This is a genomic window from Bacillus sp. WMMC1349 (assembly GCF_013155385.1).
In the GTDB taxonomy this organism is placed as follows: domain Bacteria; phylum Bacillota; class Bacilli; order Bacillales; family Bacillaceae; genus Bacillus.
Genome location: NZ_JABJUQ010000007.1, coordinates 221,403 through 243,044, shown reverse-complemented (window position 1 = coordinate 243,044; position 21,642 = coordinate 221,403). Strand labels below are relative to the sequence as shown.

Genomic DNA, 21,642 nt, shown 5'->3' with positions numbered 1-21,642 from the left:
ACTAGATTGCTCTCATAGCAGGATGCGGAAGCGGGCATACTCGTGTCATTTGAATACTTTTAGAAGCCCAACATCCTATACACCCAGCAGTTTTCACAAGTGATGTTCCAGCTGGTTTACCAAGCTTATTCTGTTTAACAGATTCCCATTCCTTGCTATTATGACTCATTCCTAACACCTCCTATCCCTTTATATGGAATCTAAGGTATATCGATTCCATTTATTTTTACAATACCTTTTTTTTCTTGTCGAAGTAAAGTGAATTTTAGATGATAAACCAATAAAATGGAAAGATTTAAATGTGTGTTTAGAATGATTAGAAAAGGGGGATTATAGGATAATAGACATAGTAGAACGCGAAAGAATTCCTGAGGTGTTCATTATGAAAAAAGTATTGAAATATACGATTTTGTTTACTGTTGTTACGCTTTTTTCTTATTATTACAGCATGTTTGTACCGAAAAATTTTTTCTACTTAATTGGTTGGATCTTTTTTTCTTTTATAGTTCTTTGGATTGTAAACCTATTCGATGACAAAAAAGGATCATCATAATTTTAAAGAGAATAGACGAAAAAATCCGTTTACAAGGGAATTTAAAATTGTATAAATTCATGAGCATGCTTCTGAAAGGCTTTCAATATGAAAAATTTAAAGCCGTTATCAGCATAAATAACTACAGCTCTACAAGGCTGTCGAAACGAAAAGAGAAAAATTATAAAACATAAAAAGGGCGTCCAATCGTCAAAAAATCGACTTATTGGACAGCCCTATGTTCTTTAATCGCTTTTACAAATCGATGATGCCTTATGGGTGCATTAATCTTGATTAGAGATGTTGTATCTTCTTTCTTGTTCAGCAATCATCTCATTATCCTCAGCATTATCCCTTGTTACTTTTTGTGTCAGGATAGCACCTACAGCTACTAAAATCATCACAGCTATGTAGTAACCTTTTTCATGAAGTTCTAAACCACCAGCATTGTAAAGACCAATACTGAATAAAAATACCCCCGCGAAAAATGTGAAATATGACATGACTGTAAATGCCGTAGTATTTCTTTTTTTGTACTTCTGCATCTTGATACCTCCTAATGGATATCATTATTATACTTGATTTAACTTCTCAAAAGAAGAAGAACATCTCCATAACATACAATTTAGTAATTTCGCCCCACTCTAAGAAAATAGACCTAAAAAAACCGGGGCTCCCCCCGGTTTGATTACTTTTCTTCTCCTAAAACAGCGTTCGCAATATTGGCAGCATGGTCACCAATTCTTTCTAAGTTACTAGTAATATCAACAAAAATCACACCAGCTTGACCACTACACAGTCCCTCATTCAAACGAAGTATATGCTTTTTACGAAGCTTTCGTTCCATTTTATCAATTTGATTTTCTTTTTCGACAACACGCTTTGCGGCTTCTTCATCTTTTTCCTTCAGAGCGGACAGTGATTGTTCAACTGTTGCCATTGTCAAATCAAGCATTTCCGTTAAATCTTTCATTGCCGCTTCAGAAATTTTCACTCGGTTTGATTGCTGGTACTCGATCAATTCCACCAAGTTTTCAAAATGATCGCCGATCCTTTCAATATCTCTAATTGTATCGATTAACATATGGTGTTCAGCAGATTCTTGTTCAGAAAGAGTCGTTGCTGACAGTTCGATCAAATAATCGGTGATTTTCCGATCAAGATTGTTAATTGCGTCTTCGATTTGAAAAGCGCCTTGTGCATGTTTGATCTGTTTTGTTTTTAAATATGCCTTTGTTTCCTCAAGTCCTTTTATCGCAAACTCACCCATACGCAACACTTCTTCCTTTGCCTGACCAAGAGCAATTGAAGGTGATTGTTGAATAAAGATCGGATCAAGGTGTGTTGCTTTGTAATCTACAACTGTATCTTTCCCAGGAATCAGTTTTGTAACGATCAACGCCAACACCGCAACAAACGGGAGTTGAATTAACGTGTTTGTTGTATTAAAAATTCCGTGGGCGAATGCAATTAACATTTTAGGATCCAATCCCAATGATGATTGAAGCATTAAAATCAATGCTGTGAACGGTTTAAGTAAAATCAAGAAAATAGTTGTTCCGATCAAATTGAACAACACATGAACAGCCGCTGCTCGTTTTGCTGCCACAGAAGCACCGAGAGATGCCAGTACAGCGGTAATCGTTGTTCCGATATTATCTCCGAATAATACTGGGAGAGCACCATTTAAATCAATTAAGTGATCAGCAAACAACCCTTGTAAAATACCGATTGTTGCACTTGAACTTTGGACAAGCACTGTGAACAGGGTACCCACCAAAACACCAAGAACTGAGTTTTCGCTCATGCTAACGGTTAAATCATGAAACGCTTCAACCGTTCGTAATGGTTTCATTCCGCTGCTCATCAATTCCAAACCATAGAAAAGGGCACCAAAACCCAATATGATCTGGCCTAGATGATGAAGCTTTTTATTTTTAAAGAAGAACAACAGAAACGCTCCAATCGCAATGATCGGCAGTGCATATGCACCTACATCAAAGCCAATGATAAACGCTGTGACTGTCGTTCCAATATTTGCACCCATAATCACTCCAATTGCCTGACGGAGCGTCATAAATCCAGCACTAACGAGACCAACAGTAATAACGGTCGTACCAGAACTGCTTTGAATCAAAACTGTCACAATAATTCCCGCCAGCACTCCCATTAGAGGATTGCTTGTAAAGCGATCTAAAATATCTCTCAGTTTATCACCTGCCGACTTTTGGAGACCTTCCCCCATAAACTTAATTCCTAAGAGGAAGATACCAAGACCACCTATAAACTCAAAAAGCAATTGCTGTATATCGATTCCCAACGTGTTGCCCTCCAATTCGACATATATCTACAAATACCCTACGATTATGCTGGAGAATAAAGCTTATGTAAACGGTTTAGAACGAATATTTACAATAACTTAACATTAGCTTTGAAAATTTACATTATCTTAATACTATCTCTATAAGTTAAGGTAGATCTTCCCTTATAAAGCAGGATTATCTTAGCCATTCTTTTTAGAAGTAGCCGAATTAAAGTGGGTTGAACTCGCTAATATCGAAAAGATCTCGGTCAACTAGCGAATCTTTCGGATTTCTGAAATAGAAATTTGCTCCGGGCTTTCATTTTTTCATAAGCATCTCTTTCTGTAAAAACTCCCCCACTGCCGATATTCGGAAGTCCTATACACTTGTTTAATGACTTGATTGGAGACACTTGCCAATGGTTTACCATCTTTCTCTTTTATTAGGTTGGGCTTATTGGCAATAATCCTCTGTTTTATATTTGTATGAATGATTTGATCGATTTCTTCATATTTTAAATCTTGTCCCTATCATTCTTTTTTCATATTGAATCTAAGAATGGTTCTAATGAACTGACAAACAGTACATATTGCAAATGCTCATGATTTGGCGAACTCATATTAATGACAAAATAACCCCCCAATAAATAAAAATGGCTAAACCTTTTTCATCATCATTAGTCGTATTCCTAAAGGAACAGAAATTTCCGGCTGGTTTTCTAACCCTTTTTTAATTATTGACATTCCATCATGATTAAAACCATTCTATTCATAATCGCCTTCTGGCAACCTGTAACATCCCAGGTTTCGCATTTCCATTTTGCGGTTGCGGGCTAATGGAGCCAACTTCAACTGCACCTTAAAACTTGACTGCTAATCCGATTGGAGGCTGAAACTTTGAGTTTCAAGTCATTTATCACCCATTTACTTTTGAACATTTGTCTTGAAATCGCCCTTGATTGGATAACCTTTAAGAAATGAATTGCGTGTTTACGGGTTTTGTCTGGATCAGTGAATAAACCAACTGCTTCACCCTTCTTTAGAAGAATTGCTGAACGAAAGAAAAAGCAACCTTAAAAAAGTTGCTTTTATACTACTGCTGGAATATGGATGTGTGTTGACTTCCATATATCTTTAAATAATCTTTTAATGATTGATTATATTCACGAGGAAATATATGATTATTTTCTAAAAAATGAACAATATCCTGAATGGATGCCACAGAAAAAATGTGTATATTATACTTTTTAGAAGCTTCTTCTAGTGCAGACACCTCAGAGTTAAGCCCTTTTTCTCCTCGATCTAAAGCAACTAAGCATGCATTCAGTGTTCCGCCTTCGCTTTCAACCACTTGTTTTGTCTCTCTAATTGTTTTCCCAGAAGTAAGAACATCGTCGACTGCAAGAACCTTTTTTCCTTTTAAACTAGCCCCGATAATTTTTCCACCCTCACCATGGTCTTTGATTTCTTTTCGATTAAAAGCAAACGACACATTAGAATACCCTTTTTTATACAAAGATAAAGCAGTTGCCAGTGAAATTGGAATGCCTTTATATGCAGGACCAAACAAACAATCAAACTCAATTTTTTTGTCAATAATAGCGGTGGAGTAAAAATCTCCTAAGGCTGAAAGTTTTGCGGCGTTATCAATCGACCCGAGATGAAAGAAGTATGGACTTAATCTTCCTGATTTTAGTTTAAATTCCCCAAACTTAATCAGCTCGTTATGAAACAAGTATTCAGTAAAGGTTTGATTTAACATGTTCATCTCCCTATACACTTAAAGATTCCTTTTTCTCTGCTGGAACCATAAATAATTGCTGATCTAGGGCCTCTTTCAGTTGTGCTCTGTCCATGGTGTCCAGCCCTTTTTCTCTTCTCCATTCTTCATTATAAATTTGGTCTAAGTAATTGATTCCCGCATCTGGTATGACGGCGACTGCACTACTGCAATTGCTTTGATTCAACCATGCAAGCGCAGTGAAAATCACCAATCCACCGGAACCGCCAACCATGATGCCATGCTCTTTTGCGATGAGAATACAAGTCGAAATGGCTTGCCTGTCACTTGCGATTGAGACTTGATCAATCACTGTGATATCAGTATTATTCCCTCGCCAACTTAATCCGACACCATTAATCAAGTAAGGACGGAATCGATGATCAAACACAGCTGAGCCTTTGACATCACAGGCTACAACTTTCATATTTGCTCTCTCTTCTTTGACCCGCTTTCCAATCCCGCATAAATGTCCTCCTGTGCTGACTGCACCTACCACACTGTCGACTGATAATTCCACAATTTCTTTGGCTGTGGTCACATAATGAAATGAAGGATTATCAGGGTTATCGTATTGGTTTGGCCAATATGCTTCAGGGTATTGTTCCAACAATTGTTTTACTCTTGTGATTCTTGCCTGCTGAAAACCTCCTTTTTCAGCAGGTTCTTTTACCATTTCAACATGAGCACCATATGCTTTATACCAATTTAAGACAGCGGGGCTAATTTTGGGGTCAACAACAATGATCACTTTAAATTGATAAACAGCTCCAAGCATGGCTAAAGATTTTCCTAGATTCCCTGATGTTGACTCAATCAGTATACCGCCCCTTTTCAGTCTTCCTTCATGAAAAGCTGCTTGTACCAAACCATAAGCTGTGCGGTCTTTCACACTAAAATTGGGATTAAAATAATCTAATTTTAAGTACAGTTTTTTTCCTTTACATACTAAATCATCTTTTAGCTCTACAACCGGAGTATTGCCTATACAATCTGTAATGTTGTTTAAGATCATGATTTCATTTCCCCTCCACAACTTGAATGCCGGCTTGGTTTTGTGTCAGCATTCTATTTCCGTTTTCTTGAATATAGACAGGATCTTCAACATGCAATGCTCCAAGACCAAATTCGTAATATGGTGTCTCAATAGACAACACCATTCCTTCTTCAATGACTTCTTCACTGCCGGGAGCTAAAATTGGAAGCTCATAAGGTTCTAGACCTATTCCATGTCCCACATGATGCCGCCTATATTCTTGAAAACCAGCTTCATGGACAGATTGCATGGTTAATTGGAAAACCGCTTCACCGCTCATTCCTGGTTTAATCTGTTTAATAGCAGCCAGTTGTCCTTTATATAGTGCCTTATATTTCTGATATTCCGGCTTAAATTCTTTGAAAAATAATACTCTGGCAATATCAGCCCAGTACCCATCACATACAATGTCACAATCAAACCAAATCAAATCCCCTGCCTGAAGTTTGTTGTCATCACGCTGAAGTCTTTGTCCGCCAACAGCATGTCTGCCAATTTTCAACATAGGCAAATATGGATTTGCCCCTTTAGAGGCAATAAAATAATTGAATATTCTTAAAATTTCCTTTTCGCTAATTCCTTCATAAATTTCAGCTGCAACTGTGTCAACAGCTTGTTCAATACATTGGGCAGCGTAACTTAATGCCGCAAGTTCTTCACTCGTTTTAACAGCTCTGACAAGTTTAATCATTCGTGATGAGGGAATAAATGCCGCAGCAGGCAGATTGGATGCTAAAAATTGTTTTACATTCAAGTTTATCCCTTCTTCATCTATTCCGATTCGTCCGGAATGTAAATGAAGTTTCACGAGAAGAGATTGCAGTGCTTCTTCTCCACTTTTATAACTGTTTTTGACTTGAGAATAGTGTTTTAGGAGCTGTTCTTCTTCGGTCAGCATTGATCTGCCGTTATCTTCTCGATAAAATGTTCCATATGTCATGACTTCACCGATTTGCGATGTGGCATCAAGAACTTGATCGATTTCTCCTATTGAATGAACAATATGAACAACTTCCGGATGTTGAGCAGTGATGACAGCATAACATTGTCCAGAATAAGGGTTTAATATTTTCACTACTGGATCAAACCCAGCAAAGTAACGAATATTTTCTCTTGTACAAGCAATGATCGCATCAAGATTTTGATTTTCCATTTTCGAAATCAATCGTTTAATATTAGCACCCATTGCGTTACGTGCACCTCTTTTTAAAAGTCTAGTATACCTTCATTAGTTCAGGTTTTTCATTTAGAGCCCTGTCAACCATTTCGAGCATTTCTTCTTTTTCATAGGCTAAATAATGATTTGCTGCAATTCTCATTGGATCACCTGCATGATAATATTCATAGACTAATTGACGCTGTCCGAAACTATCTCCAGACACATCCCAAGCTAAATTTAATAATTTGGTGCGTTCTTGTCCGTCAAATTCTCCAGTAGATAAAGCAGCCATCAGCATGTCCCCATTCTCAGACAGAAAATCTTGAAGAAGAGGTGTCGCCAACATCGAGCCGGCAGCTAAAGACTGAATATGTTTGATCATCTTTTCATACATTTTCGGAAAATGGTATCTGATCGCTTGAATCGTGTGGATATTTGGCGTGATGATCCCTTTTTCATTAAGATGAGCCGTTTCTTCACTTAAGATAATGCTTGCTTTTAACAGTTCTACAGATGATGTGAGTTCACCCAATTTTTCTTGTACATTGACAAACTGATCCAACTTCAGCATTTTTGCTAATTTGATTGCTACACCTGTTAAAAGTTCAGCTTTCGATACACCTCTGACAATCCCTTGATGCCCTGTATGATGTCTGATAAATGTCCGATCATAAAAAAGGTTTGATTTTTCCACATCTCGGAAAATAAATACTCGATTCCAAGGGATATGAACATTCTCTAAAACAAGGTAAGCGTCCATTTCATCAAAACGATTGGCTAATGGATGATCAAACTGGCTCAGTGTTGGTTTGACTGTCGTTTTTCTGCAAATAATCTTAGCTCCCGGTGTCTGGACAGGAAGAGCAAAAGCAATGGCATATTTCTCATCCCCCGGCCGTAAACCAGGCATATTGAAAACTAACAATTCATCGGCAATCGGTGCTAAAGTGACAATCATTTTTGCCCCGCTAACGGTTATGCCATTTACATCATGGGAAACGACATGAACACCGGCAAATTCATTTGTTTGTTCACCAAGTGAAACCGAACGGTCAATTTGAGGATTGATCGCGCCGTGTCCAATAAACAAATTTTTATTTTTGACAAATTTATAATATTCAACTGCATTGTTTTGATAGTCGGCATATTGATCCATACCTAAGAAGTGGGAGTGGGCATACAAAGTTGAAAGAGCTGCATTGATAAAATCTGGGGTGCGTCCTAACATACCAAAGGAAATATCTGCAATCGCTTTGTAGGATTTCCTTTTTCTTCGTAAATCTTCAATTGTTTTTGGAACCATTAAACTAATCGGGGCATAGTTTCCTTGTTCATCACGAAAACAGTGGGTTTCCGGTTCATCTTTTTGCAAATCATAATACGTCTGCATAGCTTGTGCCGCCCCTTTAAAAGCAGGCTCAGCTAGTAAATCATTCACTTGTTCGCCATTAAGGTACACATTTTTCATACATTTCAATCTTTCGAAATAACTGCTCAACACAAGACCCCCTTTTTCACCTTAACAATTGTTAAAATTTGTGTTAAAATGGCTTTTGTTCGGCAATTTTCCACTTTTACTAATATTATGAACACCCAAATATTAACTCAGTGTGTTTCTTATTGTCAAACCAAGATAATGTAAATGATGTTAATTTAATACTGTAAAAAAATACAAAGGGGTATATTGAATGGTTATTATATTTATCGTGTTTTCTTTATTAGCAGGCATGGCTCTGCCTACACAGTTTAGTATTAATGCTCAATTACGGGGAATTGTCGGATCTCCACTTCTAGCCTCGACAATCTCTTTTATTGTCGGTTCAATTGCTTTATTGATAGTATCTATATTTGGAAATAGTGTACATATCAAAAAAGAATGGCTAGAAGCACCTTGGTGGATTTGGACCGGAGGACTGCTAGGTGCATTTTATGTCGTAGCAACTGTTATCCTCATTCCGAGAATTGGTGCTGTTGCCACAGTTTCTTATATCTTGCTCGGTCAAATGATTGCATCTGTTTTAATTGATCATTTCGGTTTAATCGGTGTAGCCACACACAATCTTAATATTCCTAGATTACTAGGTGTACTTCTTGTGATTTGTGGTGTTGTCATTGTCCAAAGATTTTAAAACGAAATAAAAAGGAGGAGCACCTCATGAGTCCCTCCCCTTTCCAATTTATTGCTTCTGAAAATAACGCCCATCCAGCTTTTCTTTGTGGGAGTTAAAAATTTCTTCCAGAGATATATCGTATTTATTAGCGATCACAATCACATTCCCTAAAACATCACCTAGTTCTTCAGTTAAATCTTGTTTTAATTCACTTGTTATTTTTTCTCCCTCATCTGGTCGGTCTCTGCCGATTTCCAACGCTCTAATCGCTCTTGCCACCTCCCCTGTTTCTTCTGCTAGAAAACCAATTCTCACAAAAATATCAAGCTCTGACCAGCCTCTTTTAGCATAATATTTTCTGACCCAGTCCTGAAAATCAGTAATATCCATCTTTCTCCCCCTCATATTTTAGACTCCTTCCATTTTATCAGAATCTCTTCTATAATGTTTAATAGTGTCACTTTATACAATGATTGGGGGAGTTTTTTTTGAAAAGGCTGGCTGTTTTCTGTGGTTCAAGCAATGGGGCCTCTAAGGTTTACAAAGAAGGGGCTGTTCAGCTCGGAAAAGAATTAGCAAAAAAAGGGATCACACTTATCTATGGCGGTGCTAGTGTTGGAATAATGGGTACAGTCGCAAATACAGTCTTAGAGGAAGGCGGCAAAGTGATCGGTGTGATTCCTAAAATGTTAGAAGACCGAGAAATTTCTCATCCTGGTTTAACGGAACTGATCGTTGTTCATTCCATGCATGAACGAAAAGCAAAAATGGCAGAGCTTGCAGATGGATTTATTGCGCTTCCAGGTGGACCTGGTACACTTGAAGAATTCTTTGAGGTCTTTACTTGGGCACAAATTGGATTACATCAAAAACCTTGCGGGCTGTTAAATATTAATCATTACTATGACCATCTCATATCGCTTTTTAGCCATATGACAAAAGAAGAATTTTTACAGGAGAAATACCGGGCAATGACGGTTATTGAGCAAGATCCCGAGAGATTAATAGAACGATTTTCTACATATGAAGCACCAAGTGTAAAAACATATACGACATGAGATTTTTTAAGAGCAGAGCAGGTCATGACTGCTCTTTTTAAACTAAAATTTTCGACAGATAAAGCTTTTTCACCATTTCTTTTTTCAATAATTGGAACCATAGTGGTCATCAGTATCTTAGTTATTAATCTTATGAGCCGAAATGCCACTAATAAAGTAATTAACGAAAATACGGCTAACATATAATATTCTCTATGACAGCATACTGATTGTATGCTGTCATTTTTTTTAGTCTACAAAACCAGTTTCTCTCTGTTAAAATGATAAGATCATATCCGCCAAGAAAGGACTGAACTGAATGAATGTCAAGAGAATCATAACTGAAAGCGATTTAAAAAAAGCTTTTGAGATTAGAATATCAGTGTTTGTTGAAGAACAAGGCGTTCCATTGTCTGAAGAACTTGATCAATACGATACGATTGATGAACAATGCCAGCATATTTTAGTTTACTATGATGATAAACCTGTTGGAACTGGACGAGTTCGTTGGGTTGAAGACATCGGCAAACTGGAAAGAATTTGTCTTCTAAAAGATTATCGAGAATTCGGACTAGGGAAAGTCATTGTCAAAGGTTTGGAGGACATCACTAGAAAAAAAGGCCTTACAAAAGTAAAGCTGCACGGGCAAACACAGGCAAAAGGTTTTTATGAAAAACTTGGCTATCAGACGACATCAGATGTATTTATCGAAGAGGGTATTCCGCATGTTTTGATGACAAAAGAATTAACTACATAGAATACCAGAAAAAGGCTGCTACAAGAGCGGCCTTTTTCTCATGTATTTCCTAACTTGTGAAGTAATTTTTCAAATTTGTTGACACTCATGATTTCGTGGGTGATAAATCTACCTTGATAAAACACGGCAAATGTCGTCCATATCGCCGGTCCATTTTGCGCCTCAGCTTTTGTTTTGAATTGATATGATTGAAAATGAACACCGTTTCGATCCGCTACTTTTCTTAATTCTTCTATCATCCCCACAGCAAATGGACATTGGGCTGTATAGTAAATGACTATTCCCTTGTCATCTACCTCGTTTTGTTTTACTTGCTGTTTAAAACTAGGATTCACTCCTTGATCATTCCACTTTAAAACAGCTAATTGAAAATAGGGATCTGCTTGATCAGACATGTTGAACCCCATATGTTCAAAGAACCGCTTATCACTCAAGTAAGGCAGCTTTTTCTTTCCTACGATATGGACGATTCCGTCCATACCGCGAGCCTTTGCATCATTGACACATTGATCTAGCAATTGCTTTGCATGACCTTGATCCTTATATTTCCCTGATACCCACAGACAGTTGATATACATGTAATTTGGTGCATGAAGCGGAATCCAGGCCTGATCTGCGGGCAAATATTCAATAAAAACTTTTGCTCTTTCATTTAAACGATAAAATATTAACCCTTCCTCCATCCGCTCCTTCAGCCAGTTCTTCTTCTCATGAACAGCCTGTTCATACTGTTTTGCACCTAATGCACAGCAAATGTGATGATCATCAAGATTGTCTTTTGTTAATTCAATGTATGCCATAGTTCGCTCCACCTCTCCATTAGGTAAAAGAAAACACGAAACTTCTCTTTCATTATAAAGCCCAGCTCTTCTTTTTAGAAATCATTTTATGAGCCCTGAGTCTCTCTTTGACAAAGGTTTTTGTCAGTATTGGTCGAACAACATCTATAAAGGAGGGAGCAAAGTGAGCAAAATATTATATATACTGGGACTTTTGTTATTCCTTATTTCAGCCATACCATTGTTTCAAATCACACATGAAGTCGTAACTGAGTGGTTGATAAATCGCAATATATGATTCAACATGTCTATATAGAGGATGGCTTTCCAACACATATTGACGTCCAAGAAGTAACGGTTAATGACCAACATATCAAAATTGTTGAGGAGCAAACAGGCAAAAAAGCAAATTTGACTTCATTTGATATAGATGAGAGTGTGAAAGCAGGAGATATTGTAAAAATTCATCTTTATGTAAATGAAAAAGAAGTGACAAAAGCAGATAAAATTTGGCTGTCAAACCGTGATGGAGGTGGTCGTTACTTCTCATGGCTTGATATTTTAAAGGTGAACAAGCAAATTGCTATTATAACAAAGACTTACTGATGATGATGTTGAAATGAAAAATAGTAAATGGAAAATCCTTTGGATTGATGAAAAAGGAGATATATTAGAAGAAAAAATTTCTTATCAAAAACGATTAAAATATCCACTTGCCGTTCGTTTAATTGAGGTTTCAGAGACATCATTAATGCCGATAGGTTATCATTCAGATATATTAACAGGCTATCCTTCTATTTTGTTCCCGCTCACATATCCAATTGCTACAGGAACAGTCGGATTTGTGTTGTGGATTTCAGCCATTATTTACAGGAAAACAAGAAGGCAAGAGTGATGAATCAAAATACCTTCATCACTCTTTTTTTCTAGAAAACGGCCACCAGTTTCCTTCCCCAAATGAGATGATGACTGATGGAATCAAAAGCGGTAGGATGATGAGCCCGTAAAGAAGCAAACCGATTATAACAACAGTAGCGACTTGCATTAAAGTATTTACCCCAGATGGCATCATTGCAGCAAATGTACCTGCTAGAATAATTGCCGCTGTCATAATAACAGAACCCATTTTACTCATTGACCTTACAATGCCTCGAGAAATTCCGAGCTGAATTTCTTCTTTAAAACGATCCAGCAAGAAGATCGAATAATCTATTCCTAAAGCAATAAGAATAACAAAACTAAAGAATGGTACGGCCCAGCTAATACCATCATCGCCACTGATGTGCACAAAAATGAATTCCGTTATAGATATGGCTGTGTAATATGTGACAAATAGAGATGCAAGCATATAGATTGGCATCATCATTGAACGAAACAAGATGGATAACACGAAAAACAAACCAACCACCATGATGATCATTGTTCGAGATAAATCAGCGGTGGAGATATCTTTTAAATCTGCATTTTGACTTGTCACTCCCCCATACATAATTGTTGCCTTTTTTAAAGGGGTACCTGCGACTTCATCTGCAACAGATTTTTTTATTTCATTAATTGTCGTAATCGCTTGTTCTGAATATGGATTAATATCTAACCCTACGCTTAATTGAACACCCTTGCCATCTGAAAATGAGTAATGATCAATAGACTTTTGAAAGTCTTTGTTTTCCATCACCTGCTGAGGGATAAATATTCCCGTGTCATTTAAGTTTCTGCTTTCACTCATTTCCTTTAAAATTTGACGGGATTTAGTTATACCATCTGCTATTTTGACAAGACCAGCGTTTGCACTCTTCACACCACCTGCTAGCTGACCGAGATGATTTTTTAGTGTACCTGCCTGCTTTTGCTGTCCAGCAAACTGTTGATTTGCCTGCTGAAGACTGCTTTGAATTTTCACCAATTGGCCACTGATCGCTGTAAGCTGAGGAACCGCCTCTGAAACATTACCCGTTTGCGCCATCTGTTTGCTGACAAGTCCTAGCTGACGTTTGATTTTCCCTACAGCTTTTGCCGCACCTGCTAGTGAACCTCCTGATTGTTGGCTTGTTGCTGAACCAGCCGCTTGCCCGATTATTTTTCTCAGACCTTCTTCTACTGTCGTTAAACCGCTCTGAACATCGTCAAGCCCTTTGGTTGTCTTTTCTAATCCGTCTGATACTGCCCGTAACTGGTGGTCTATATATAAATCATCCATTTTCTTTCCGGTTGGTTGCGTGATGGTCATGACCGAATCAACATGCTCCACTTTCTCAATTGCTTGACTAAGGTTCCCGAGAAATGGGATTGTATCAGCTGTCGTTAACTTATTTTCTCCCTTTATTATAATATTCACAGGAAAAGCTTTTCCTTCACCAATACCTTCTTTGATTGCCTCAATTCCTTTTACCGATTTATAACTACTGCTTATTTCTGAAGTCGAATCAAAAGAAATTTGCTCATCATACGTCACAATAAACGGAACAGTAATAACAGCTGTAATGATGATAAATAAAAATGGTCTTGCAACTGACTGTTTACCAAGAAAGGACCATAATCGGTTATCACCATGAGAAAAAACCTTTTTCGACGGCCAAAATATTTTTTCTCCCAGTGTTACCATAAACAATGGTAATAAAGTATATAGCAACAGCATTAAAACGCCAACCCCGACTGCAACCCCTACAGCAGACTGAAATACAGCAAACTTGGCAAAACCCAAAGCGAAAAATCCTATTAACACCGCAAAACCGCTAATAAATAGTGTTTTCCCTGCCGTACGGTAAGCAATAAGGGTCGCTTCAATTCTGTCATGTCCGTTTGCCAGCTCTTCACGAAAACGTGTGAGGAGCAGAATACAATAATCTGTCCCAATCCCAAACAAGATGGCTACTAAAAAAGTTTGGGTAAAAGTCGAAATTGGAAAATCAACATGTTCCACTAAGATTGCTAATAACGATTGACTGATGAGATAGGAGAACCCAACTGTGATCATCGGGATGAAAGGGGTAACGATTGAGCGAAAAACAACCAAAAGTAAACCTACAATTAAAAATGCTGTAATGATTTCTGTTTTCTTTAGACCCTCCTCAGAACTGTGGGCAAAGTCTTGATTAATAAGCGAAGCGCCTGTAATGTATACCGTTAACTCATCAGAAACCTTTTTATAAATGTTGTCCGCAATCTTTTCTACCTGTTGATCAGATCCTTCAACCATAACAGGCAAGAGAACTGTCTTCTGATCCTTAGATATAAGTTGACCACGCATTTTTTGATCAAAAGGAGAAGTTACCCTTTTGACACCAGCTATTTTTTCGATTTGATCTATGATCTTAGCTAATTTTTCACGTTTTAAGGATTGATTTAACTTAAATACGACACTAATGGTCTGATGATCTTCACCAGCACTTTTTAAAATGTCCTTTGCTCTCTCTGACATTGAATCAGCTGGCAGCTGAGACTGTCCCTTTTGATTTGCCAATTCCGTTAGGTTTGGGGAACATACGATCAATACAGCAGTAAGCATTAAGATAATCGACGCAATCAACCATTTGAATTTCACAATCAATCTCATTCAGAAAAGTCTCCTTTAAATTTGCCTTTTAAAATTGTAAAAATCTTAATAAAAGAATCTAAATGTTCCTCATCTACTTCATCTATTAGCTTTCTTAAAGCTTTAAAAATAGCAGAATTTAATTCCTCTATCATTCCTTCGCCTTTTCTCGTAATATTAATTCGTTTAGAACGTTTATCACGATGAATTTGAGAATCATCCCATTCAACAAACCCTTTTTCTAACAACTTTTTCAACCTATTGGAAATAGCGCTTTTATGAACATTTTGTATAAGAGCCAAACTACCTGGAGAACACGAACCTTTTATTTTTAAAATGGTTAACAAGTCGGCCTGCTCTCTGGATATATGTTCAAACAAATCCTGGTTGATTTCCCGTTGCACATATTCTGTAGCATCAAACAATACTTCAGCAAAAAGATCGATGGCTTGGGATAATTTTTTTTCATCCAGAAGCTTTCACCCCCACATTTAGTTTAGACCCTTAAACTATATGATGTTGATCTAATTTTTAGACATTAAAAAAAGAGCCTGACATCTCTCAGGCTCATGGTCTTATCAGCTCTTTTTCACTTTAAAAACGATAAAATCGGGACATCTAAAGTCTTCTTCAAATGAAGGATATTGTTGCAGCAGCTCTTCTGATGGTTTTGGTTCAATGATGCCTTCTAAACGAAAACCTGTTTTAATAAGGGTGTTGATATAACTTGTTAAGGTTCTATGGAAAAACAACATTTTTTCCTGATCACCTAACCTTTGTTCATATGCACCTTCATAGAAATATCGATCGACATTCCAATGCAATTTTTTGCCCTCTTCTGTTTTCTCCCAACCACTTTCAGGCGTTACAAAACAAGGGTGTAAAATGGTAAAAATAAATGTGCCTTGATCTCTTAATAACCGGTACATTTCTCGAAATGCTTTTTCATAATTGGCAAGGTCATGAATCACCATATTGGCGATGATCAAATCAAAGCTATGATCCTCTAAAAAGTGCAAGTCTTCACAATTCCCTTGCTGATAATGAATTTGTAAATCTGGTGGTGTTCTTTTTTTAGCTATCTCGATCATTCGTTCTGAATAATCCACAGCTGTTACATGAGCTCCAGACTTGGCTAGCATTCTACTTAAATATCCTTCACCACACCCTGCATCTAACACATTTTTGTTGGTTATTGTTTCAATGAAAGAAAATATCGCAGGGTTTAAAAAAACTTCTTTATGAATGTCCCCATGTTCGGAATGGTTCTGATCGGTCCCACCTTTTAATTGCTTCTTCTGTACCCATATGTTTCATACTTTTTCCTCCCTCTCACCGTTATGCCTTGATTGATAAATACTGATGTACAATGGCTTTAGCCAGACTAGCTGAAGAATCAATCAGGCATAGATTTCCCGCCTGCTTATCAGTCACTACATTTAAATCTGTACATGCAATAACAGCCACATCAACTTCTTTCGTTAGTTCTTCAGAGAGCTTGTTCCACAACGAAAAAGAATCATTCACATGACCACTTTTAATGTATAAAATGATTTGATTTACAAGAGCTTGCCAACTGTCTTTATGAATATAGTCAAATCCATTTTTTACAAAAGCCTCTTGATATAACCCAGATTCAATTGTCAACTGAGTAGCTAATAACGCTATTTTCTTGGATTCTTCAGGGATTATTTTCATAGTTTCGTCCACCATGTTTAATAAAGGCACAGAAACTGCGTTTTTTAATGACTTAAAATAAATATGTGCGGTAGTACAAGGTATGGCAATAAAATCAACACCTGTTTTTTCAAGTTTACGAGCACCGTTTATAATAGCTCGTTCCATCTCTTTGTGATCTATTGGTTGATCAATGTAGAAAGGGGTTGGACATGAATAAATCATCATGTGCGGAAAATCTAGATCATATGTTGCACCATAAATTTTTTGACATTCATCTACAACTTTATTCACAAATGGGCCGGTCGACTTTGGTCCCATTCCTGCTAATATGCCGATCATCGTTGTCCCCCCATGTTCAAATATAAATAAAGCCCGTAATCTGTCGGGACAGAAGCATATCCTATTTGCCTCAACATAGCTGTTATATTTCCTCGGTGATATGTACCATGATTAACAACATGGATCAGTAGTTCAGAGATACTATATTTTATGAATTCACCAGAAGGGTTTTCAATCGCCAGTGGCTTATCCATGTTTTCAGCTTGCTTAAGGAACGATGTGTATCGGTTTGATAACTGCTCAAACATGGTTTCCATTTCTGCTAATTGTTTTGACGCTGTTTGTTCCATTTGTTGTTCAGCAAACTTTAAGGTGTCTTTCAAGCTTTTCCCAGAAAAAACTTCAAGCCAACTATGATCAGAAAGATAAACATGTGCCAACACATGAGCAATTGTTGGAAATACACTTTGAATCTCTTGCTGATAAACCTTCGTTGGAAGCTCTTTTAACCGGTTAAACACTTGTTGGTTTGCCCATCTGTTGTATTCGTAAAACTGTAATTCTTGAGATGCCATCTGAAAGCCTCCTCCTAATCCCAAATGAAAGGCCGATCAATTTTAGCCGTTCTCAAATAATCTAAAAGTTGACCGGTATGGACTGATTCATGATATGCAATTCTTACCGAGTTTGCGGATATATCCAACCTCAGACCGATCTATATGAGTAGTTGTTAAATCTTGAACATTCAAAGATTTGACGAAATCTATAAATTGATTTCGAAAGGGTTGTGCAAATTCTAGCTCTTCAGTTACTGTTGTAAACACTTTTGATTGATAAGGATGAGCTGGTTCCTAATTTGGTAAAGATATTCTCCTTCAAGGACATGTCTTATTCATTTCTTTACATGACATCGCATTTGGATCGGGACGCCAGTCCAACTTTTCTTGAGGTATACTTGTCCACACCTTCATACTTCGACGCCTCACCTCTTCAAAATTTAACACAATAAGATCAATTGGATTCATACTTTTATCTCTCCTCCTTTTTTACAAACAATAAGTAAAAATTCTCTTTTATATTTGAATATTCCTTCAAAAACTAAAATTCTTCTTGCACCTAACCTCGCGTTACCTCTTTATAATGGATGCTAAAGATGCCAAAAAGAAGAACAACAAAATGGAAACCTGTTTAACCATTGCACAGATGGCAAAACGTGCTGGTGTTACCATTCGGACATTGAGGTATTATGACAAAATAGGGTTACTAAAGCCAAGTGACTTTATAAATGACTTAGATAAACTCAAAAAAATTCAGTCATTAAAGTTCTTAGGCCTTTCCTTAAAAGAAATCGACGATATTTTAAAAAATCCGATTATACTAAAAGATGACTTAAAAAAACGAATCTATTATAAAAAACAAGAATATATCGAGGAAATGGAAGAGATAAAGAGAATCATTGACAAGTTAAATATAATGAATGACGTTATTAATAACAGTGATCACATTGATTTAAGCATCTTTTGTTTTGTCGTGCACGCTATGATTTGGGAAGAACAGCTTGATGTAAAAGAGCGGCAACTTTTAGAAACAGTGATCAACAATGAATAAAACGTATTTTCATTTGTTTATGGAGTTAAGACAGTTAGTTTCAAACAAAATTCCCCATACCTCTGCCGAAGCTCAGGGTTTGATAGAAAGAATTCAAGCGGCTTTAACAAGTAGTTTATCCACCAACATTGATAATTTAAAATCACTAAATATCCAAGGCATTGAATTATATAACCCACTGAACCGTGAAGAAATAGAGTATTTAAAAAAAGCGTATGAGTTCGTCGATAAAGATCAAATGATGTAAATGGGGGAATGGAATTGTTTGAAGAATTGTTTGAAGAATTGTTTCAAAAAGTTATTGATTTGCCGTTTTTTTTCAATTGCTAATTTTATTTATCATCGGATTCATTCCTTTTCTTGAAGCACATGTCTCAGTTCCTTTAGGAGTGATACTTGGCCTGCCTTTTTTCGTAGTCACAAGCATCGGTATTGCAGCTAATTTTATTTCAGTCAATGTTCATCATCAACCTTACAAAATTTGTTCGAAATAAAACTATTAAGGAGAACGCATCGTCCTGGCTAGGACATCGATTTAGTAAAGCCAAAGGTTATTTTCATCGATATGGAGTTCCTGGGTTGACACTGATGGGACCCATTATTGGGGCAAATCATATATCCGCTTTCGTTTCAGTGATTGCCGGAGCTGAAAAAAAACAAGTTGTAATATGGCAATTGATTAGTATATTGATATGGGGAATAAGTACAGGACTATTAACGATATTTGGAATAGATCTCTATCATTTTATTAGGTAAAAATGTTGGAACTACAACAATCCGGTTTTTTGTGGATGAATAAAAATCGGGAATTTGCTCGCTTTCCGCGGGCGATCCGCGAGCCTCCTCGGAGCTCGTTCCTTGCTCCTCTTGGGTCTCGCCTGGCTCGCTGTTCCCGCAGGAGTCTCGCAATTCCCCCTGAATCATGTTGATAAAGGACTTTTTAGACAGCCCCTTTCCCATTTAATAAACAACACTTACACTATAACTGTTGTTCAGCAGCCGCCTTCCTTTTCCCGGAAAAAAGAAATCCCAATGCAATTGAGGCGCCTGCAGGGTGATAACAAACCTGGGGACTTATCAAGACTCTAAACATTTACATTGGCATATTGTATCTGGGAAAACGCTTAAATCTTAAATACAATGATCGATGGGGACTCGATGTCAACGAGTCCCTATCTGGGTTTCAAATATAATCGTCGTCTTCTAGAACTATCCACATATCATATTGCTCTCCATAATATTCACCATTTTCTGTAAGAAAACCCACAACTCAGTTATACGATTATATACACAACTGATGATTTGATTGGGTGACTATCGAACTGAATAAACGGAATCAGTCTTATGGCTTTATGCTCGGAAAGGTTCTGCAACGGATGGAAAATAAGTTTCTTAAAGGACTGGACCCCTTTCATATTAACGCAAGACAATATGGAGTACTTTTATTTATTCAGGGAAATCCTTACTCATCACAAAAAGATATTTCTGAAAACCTGAAGATCGATCGAACAACGATGGTGAGCCATATTGATCATTTGGAAAAGCTCGGGTTTGTTGAGAGGACAAAGAATCCTCATGATAGAAGATCTTATAGCCTTTTGATTACTGAAAAAGGTCATGAAGTGCTGGATTCGCGTTGGGAATTTTTAATCAATACAGAGTCAGAAGTTTTAGCTCCTTTATCCCAGCAAGAAAGACAATTGCTTAAAGAGTTTCTTGTTAAAGTTTGGAGATCGCTATAGAAAACAGGAGGTTATAAATATGAACGCACTTGATTATTTTAATGCGCGTCTAGAAGCAACAATAAGTCCTATGGATTATTTGAGATCTAAGCAAATAGAACCGGAAAAATACTTCTTAATTGATGTTAGAAACGGTCCAACTCATGTCAGAAGTTTAACAATTGAAGATGCTAATATTATTCCTGAACAACAGTTACCAGAACGTATAAGTGAAGTACCAAAGGACAAAGAAATTATTGTTTATTGTTGGGATGTCTGGTGTAATACTGCTGCAAAAGTTGCAAAATTTTTATTGGACTAAAGCGAAAGAGTTGACTGGAGGTATTGCAGCATGGCAACAAATGAACTTTCCTGTTTCAAAATCAAACAACATATCTGATAATTGTGGGTGTTGAATCAAGACTTAAATGTTGGAACCATGTAATGAAGGGATTCATAATTTTGTACTGAGAAATCGGATTCTTTCATTAACCACATATTTCGAAGTTAATAGAAAAGTGTAAAGGAAGCCTTAAAATCAACTTATAGGCTTCTTTTCATTTACCTTGTAAATCTATAGTAATAAACGGTAAAATCAAGAAGTTGTCATTAGCATATGATAAGCTATGACCATTCATTACATAAAAAGGGGTTGAGGCGAAATGAAAAAAATGCTTAATCGGTGGTTTACTGCTTAGTTACCAAAACTGACAAGCATACTCCACCTTTTCTTGAATCAACATCATAATGAAAGGTGGAAAAGAAATGAGTATTTCTTTGAAAGAAATTAATGCCACTAATTGGTATGAATGTACAGAACTTTCAGTAAGTGAAGAACAAAAAAAGATATTTCCTGTCTCTGTTGTATATTGGATGGCAAGTTCTAAATATGAATATAATAACGAACTTGAGTTACTTGCCGTATATTATGAAAATTTAATTGTTGGTGTTGTTGCATATGGCATTGACCCTGATATTGATGCACCATGGATTACTACAGTAATGATAGACGAGAAATATCAGGGAAAGGGCTATGGAAAAGAAGCAGTCAAGCAATTGATAGATTTGATTGTTAAAAGGCACCATTATAAAAAAATAATAATTTGTCATAGACCAAACAATGATGTTGCAGCCAAATTATATGAGTCTTTAGGTTTTCACGAAACTAAACAAACAGAAGATGAGGTTGTAAGATGTTTACAGTTATAGTTTAGTCTGAAAACAAAGGCTGTTGGTTTTCCTTCAGCCTTGTTAATTTCGGTTTTAAGTACTGTATCTCCATCTACTTTAGGTTATCTTGTAGCTAGTTTTTTATGTGGATTTGAAAAA

General features: G+C 36.8%; 23 protein-coding genes and 3 pseudogenes. 11 read left to right on the top strand and 15 right to left on the bottom strand.

Annotated features, from left to right (window positions below):
- Position 1: 1 nt before the first annotated feature.
- The 7 genes from skfA to HOO54_RS03765 all read right to left on the bottom strand — a co-directional run bounded on the left by skfA (position 2) and on the right by HOO54_RS03765 (position 8,307).
- A complete protein-coding gene (gene skfA, locus HOO54_RS03795) occupies positions 2-169 on the bottom strand; it encodes a sporulation killing factor (RefSeq protein WP_172292721.1) in 168 nt (55 codons plus the stop codon).
- 647 nt (positions 170-816) lie between these two features.
- Positions 817-1,077, bottom strand: a complete 261-nt coding sequence (locus HOO54_RS03790; protein ID WP_172292719.1) for a YiaA/YiaB family inner membrane protein — start codon at positions 1,075-1,077, stop codon at positions 817-819.
- A 143-nt stretch (positions 1,078-1,220) separates the two neighbouring features.
- A complete protein-coding gene (locus tag HOO54_RS03785) occupies positions 1,221-2,852 on the bottom strand; it encodes a Na/Pi cotransporter family protein (RefSeq protein ID WP_172292717.1) in 1,632 nt (543 codons plus the stop codon).
- A gap of 1,075 nt (positions 2,853-3,927) precedes the next feature.
- Complete coding sequence (pyrE, locus tag HOO54_RS03780) at positions 3,928-4,596, bottom strand: orotate phosphoribosyltransferase (protein WP_253907607.1); 669 nt, start codon at positions 4,594-4,596, stop codon at positions 3,928-3,930.
- Positions 4,597-4,606: 10 nt separating this feature from the next.
- Complete coding sequence (locus tag HOO54_RS03775) at positions 4,607-5,629, bottom strand: cysteine synthase family protein (RefSeq protein ID WP_172292713.1); 1,023 nt, start codon at positions 5,627-5,629, stop codon at positions 4,607-4,609.
- Positions 5,630-5,633: 4 nt separating this feature from the next.
- Positions 5,634-6,836, bottom strand: a complete 1,203-nt coding sequence (locus HOO54_RS03770; RefSeq protein ID WP_172292711.1) for a M24 family metallopeptidase — start codon at positions 6,834-6,836, stop codon at positions 5,634-5,636.
- A 28-nt stretch (positions 6,837-6,864) separates the two neighbouring features.
- Positions 6,865-8,307, bottom strand: coding sequence for a 4-hydroxyphenylacetate 3-hydroxylase family protein (locus HOO54_RS03765; RefSeq protein WP_253907606.1), 1,443 nt, complete (start codon positions 8,305-8,307; stop codon positions 6,865-6,867).
- Between the two features lie 190 nt (positions 8,308-8,497).
- Here HOO54_RS03765 and HOO54_RS03760 point away from each other — a divergent pair, with 190 nt between their 5' ends.
- Positions 8,498-8,938 carry a DMT family transporter gene (locus tag HOO54_RS03760; RefSeq protein WP_172292709.1) on the top strand — a complete coding sequence of 147 codons (441 nt, stop codon included), beginning with the start codon at positions 8,498-8,500 and terminating at the stop codon, positions 8,936-8,938.
- A 48-nt stretch (positions 8,939-8,986) separates the two neighbouring features.
- On the opposite strand, the gene HOO54_RS03755 is transcribed toward HOO54_RS03760, so the two are convergent.
- The gene (locus tag HOO54_RS03755; RefSeq protein ID WP_172292707.1) at positions 8,987-9,310 is read right to left on the bottom strand and encodes a MazG nucleotide pyrophosphohydrolase domain-containing protein; all 324 of its coding nucleotides are present in this window, start codon (positions 9,308-9,310) and stop codon (positions 8,987-8,989) included.
- A 98-nt stretch (positions 9,311-9,408) separates the two neighbouring features.
- On the opposite strand from HOO54_RS03755, the gene HOO54_RS03750 reads away from it, so the two are divergent.
- Complete coding sequence (locus HOO54_RS03750) at positions 9,409-9,978, top strand: LOG family protein (protein ID WP_172292705.1); 570 nt, start codon at positions 9,409-9,411, stop codon at positions 9,976-9,978.
- Between the two features lie 298 nt (positions 9,979-10,276).
- Positions 10,277-10,714, top strand: a complete 438-nt coding sequence (locus tag HOO54_RS03745; RefSeq protein ID WP_172292703.1) for a GNAT family N-acetyltransferase — start codon at positions 10,277-10,279, stop codon at positions 10,712-10,714.
- Positions 10,715-10,752: 38 nt separating this feature from the next.
- Here HOO54_RS03745 and HOO54_RS03740 read toward each other — a convergent pair whose 3' ends face one another.
- Positions 10,753-11,514, bottom strand: coding sequence for an N-acetyltransferase (locus HOO54_RS03740; protein ID WP_172292701.1), 762 nt, complete (start codon positions 11,512-11,514; stop codon positions 10,753-10,755).
- A gap of 252 nt (positions 11,515-11,766) precedes the next feature.
- Between HOO54_RS03740 and HOO54_RS03735 the strand changes: the two genes are divergently transcribed.
- Positions 11,767-12,099, top strand: a complete 333-nt coding sequence (locus HOO54_RS03735; protein WP_172292699.1) for a hypothetical protein — start codon at positions 11,767-11,769, stop codon at positions 12,097-12,099.
- Positions 12,100-12,112: 13 nt separating this feature from the next.
- Positions 12,113-12,388: a hypothetical protein gene (locus tag HOO54_RS03730; protein WP_172292697.1), complete on the top strand. Its 276-nt coding sequence runs from the start codon at positions 12,113-12,115 to the stop codon at positions 12,386-12,388.
- Positions 12,389-12,406: 18 nt separating this feature from the next.
- Here HOO54_RS03730 and HOO54_RS03725 read toward each other — a convergent pair whose 3' ends face one another.
- From HOO54_RS03725 to HOO54_RS03700, 6 genes and pseudogenes are all read right to left on the bottom strand, one after another.
- On the bottom strand, positions 12,407-15,046 hold the full coding sequence (locus HOO54_RS03725) for an MMPL family transporter (RefSeq protein ID WP_172292695.1): 2,640 nt from the start codon (positions 15,044-15,046) through the stop codon (positions 12,407-12,409).
- Positions 15,043-15,498 (bottom strand): MarR family transcriptional regulator, encoded by a 456-nt coding sequence (locus HOO54_RS03720; RefSeq protein WP_172299304.1) that lies wholly within the window; start codon positions 15,496-15,498, stop codon positions 15,043-15,045. The genes HOO54_RS03725 and HOO54_RS03720 overlap by 4 nt, the downstream gene beginning before the upstream one ends.
- Positions 15,499-15,603: 105 nt before the next feature.
- Positions 15,604-16,342, bottom strand: a pseudogene (locus HOO54_RS03715) (class I SAM-dependent methyltransferase).
- Positions 16,343-16,363: 21 nt separating this feature from the next.
- On the bottom strand, positions 16,364-17,044 hold the full coding sequence (locus tag HOO54_RS03710; protein ID WP_172292693.1) for an aspartate/glutamate racemase family protein: 681 nt from the start codon (positions 17,042-17,044) through the stop codon (positions 16,364-16,366).
- The gene (locus HOO54_RS03705; protein WP_172292691.1) at positions 17,041-17,559 is read right to left on the bottom strand and encodes a DinB family protein; all 519 of its coding nucleotides are present in this window, start codon (positions 17,557-17,559) and stop codon (positions 17,041-17,043) included. The genes HOO54_RS03710 and HOO54_RS03705 overlap by 4 nt, the downstream gene beginning before the upstream one ends.
- Before the next feature lie 14 nt (positions 17,560-17,573).
- Positions 17,574-18,009, bottom strand: a pseudogene (locus HOO54_RS03700) (DinB family protein).
- Between the two features lie 151 nt (positions 18,010-18,160).
- Here HOO54_RS03700 and HOO54_RS03695 point away from each other — a divergent pair.
- From HOO54_RS03695 to HOO54_RS03675, 6 genes and pseudogenes are all read left to right on the top strand, one after another.
- The gene (locus HOO54_RS03695; RefSeq protein ID WP_172292690.1) at positions 18,161-18,592 is read left to right on the top strand and encodes a MerR family transcriptional regulator; all 432 of its coding nucleotides are present in this window, start codon (positions 18,161-18,163) and stop codon (positions 18,590-18,592) included.
- Entirely contained in the window at positions 18,585-18,839 is a 255-nt protein-coding gene (locus HOO54_RS03690) for a hypothetical protein (RefSeq protein ID WP_172292688.1), read from the top strand. The genes HOO54_RS03695 and HOO54_RS03690 overlap by 8 nt, the downstream gene beginning before the upstream one ends.
- A 795-nt stretch (positions 18,840-19,634) precedes the next feature.
- A pseudogene (locus tag HOO54_RS24060) lies at positions 19,635-19,727 on the top strand (HIT family hydrolase); the annotation flags it as partial.
- A gap of 241 nt (positions 19,728-19,968) precedes the next feature.
- Positions 19,969-20,334: a MarR family winged helix-turn-helix transcriptional regulator gene (locus HOO54_RS03685; RefSeq protein WP_253907605.1), complete on the top strand. Its 366-nt coding sequence runs from the start codon at positions 19,969-19,971 to the stop codon at positions 20,332-20,334.
- A 19-nt stretch (positions 20,335-20,353) separates the two neighbouring features.
- Positions 20,354-20,635, top strand: coding sequence for a rhodanese-like domain-containing protein (locus HOO54_RS03680; RefSeq protein ID WP_253907604.1), 282 nt, complete (start codon positions 20,354-20,356; stop codon positions 20,633-20,635).
- 443 nt (positions 20,636-21,078) lie between these two features.
- Positions 21,079-21,522 (top strand): GNAT family N-acetyltransferase, encoded by a 444-nt coding sequence (locus HOO54_RS03675; RefSeq protein ID WP_172292686.1) that lies wholly within the window; start codon positions 21,079-21,081, stop codon positions 21,520-21,522.
- Positions 21,523-21,642: the final 120 nt, after the last annotated feature.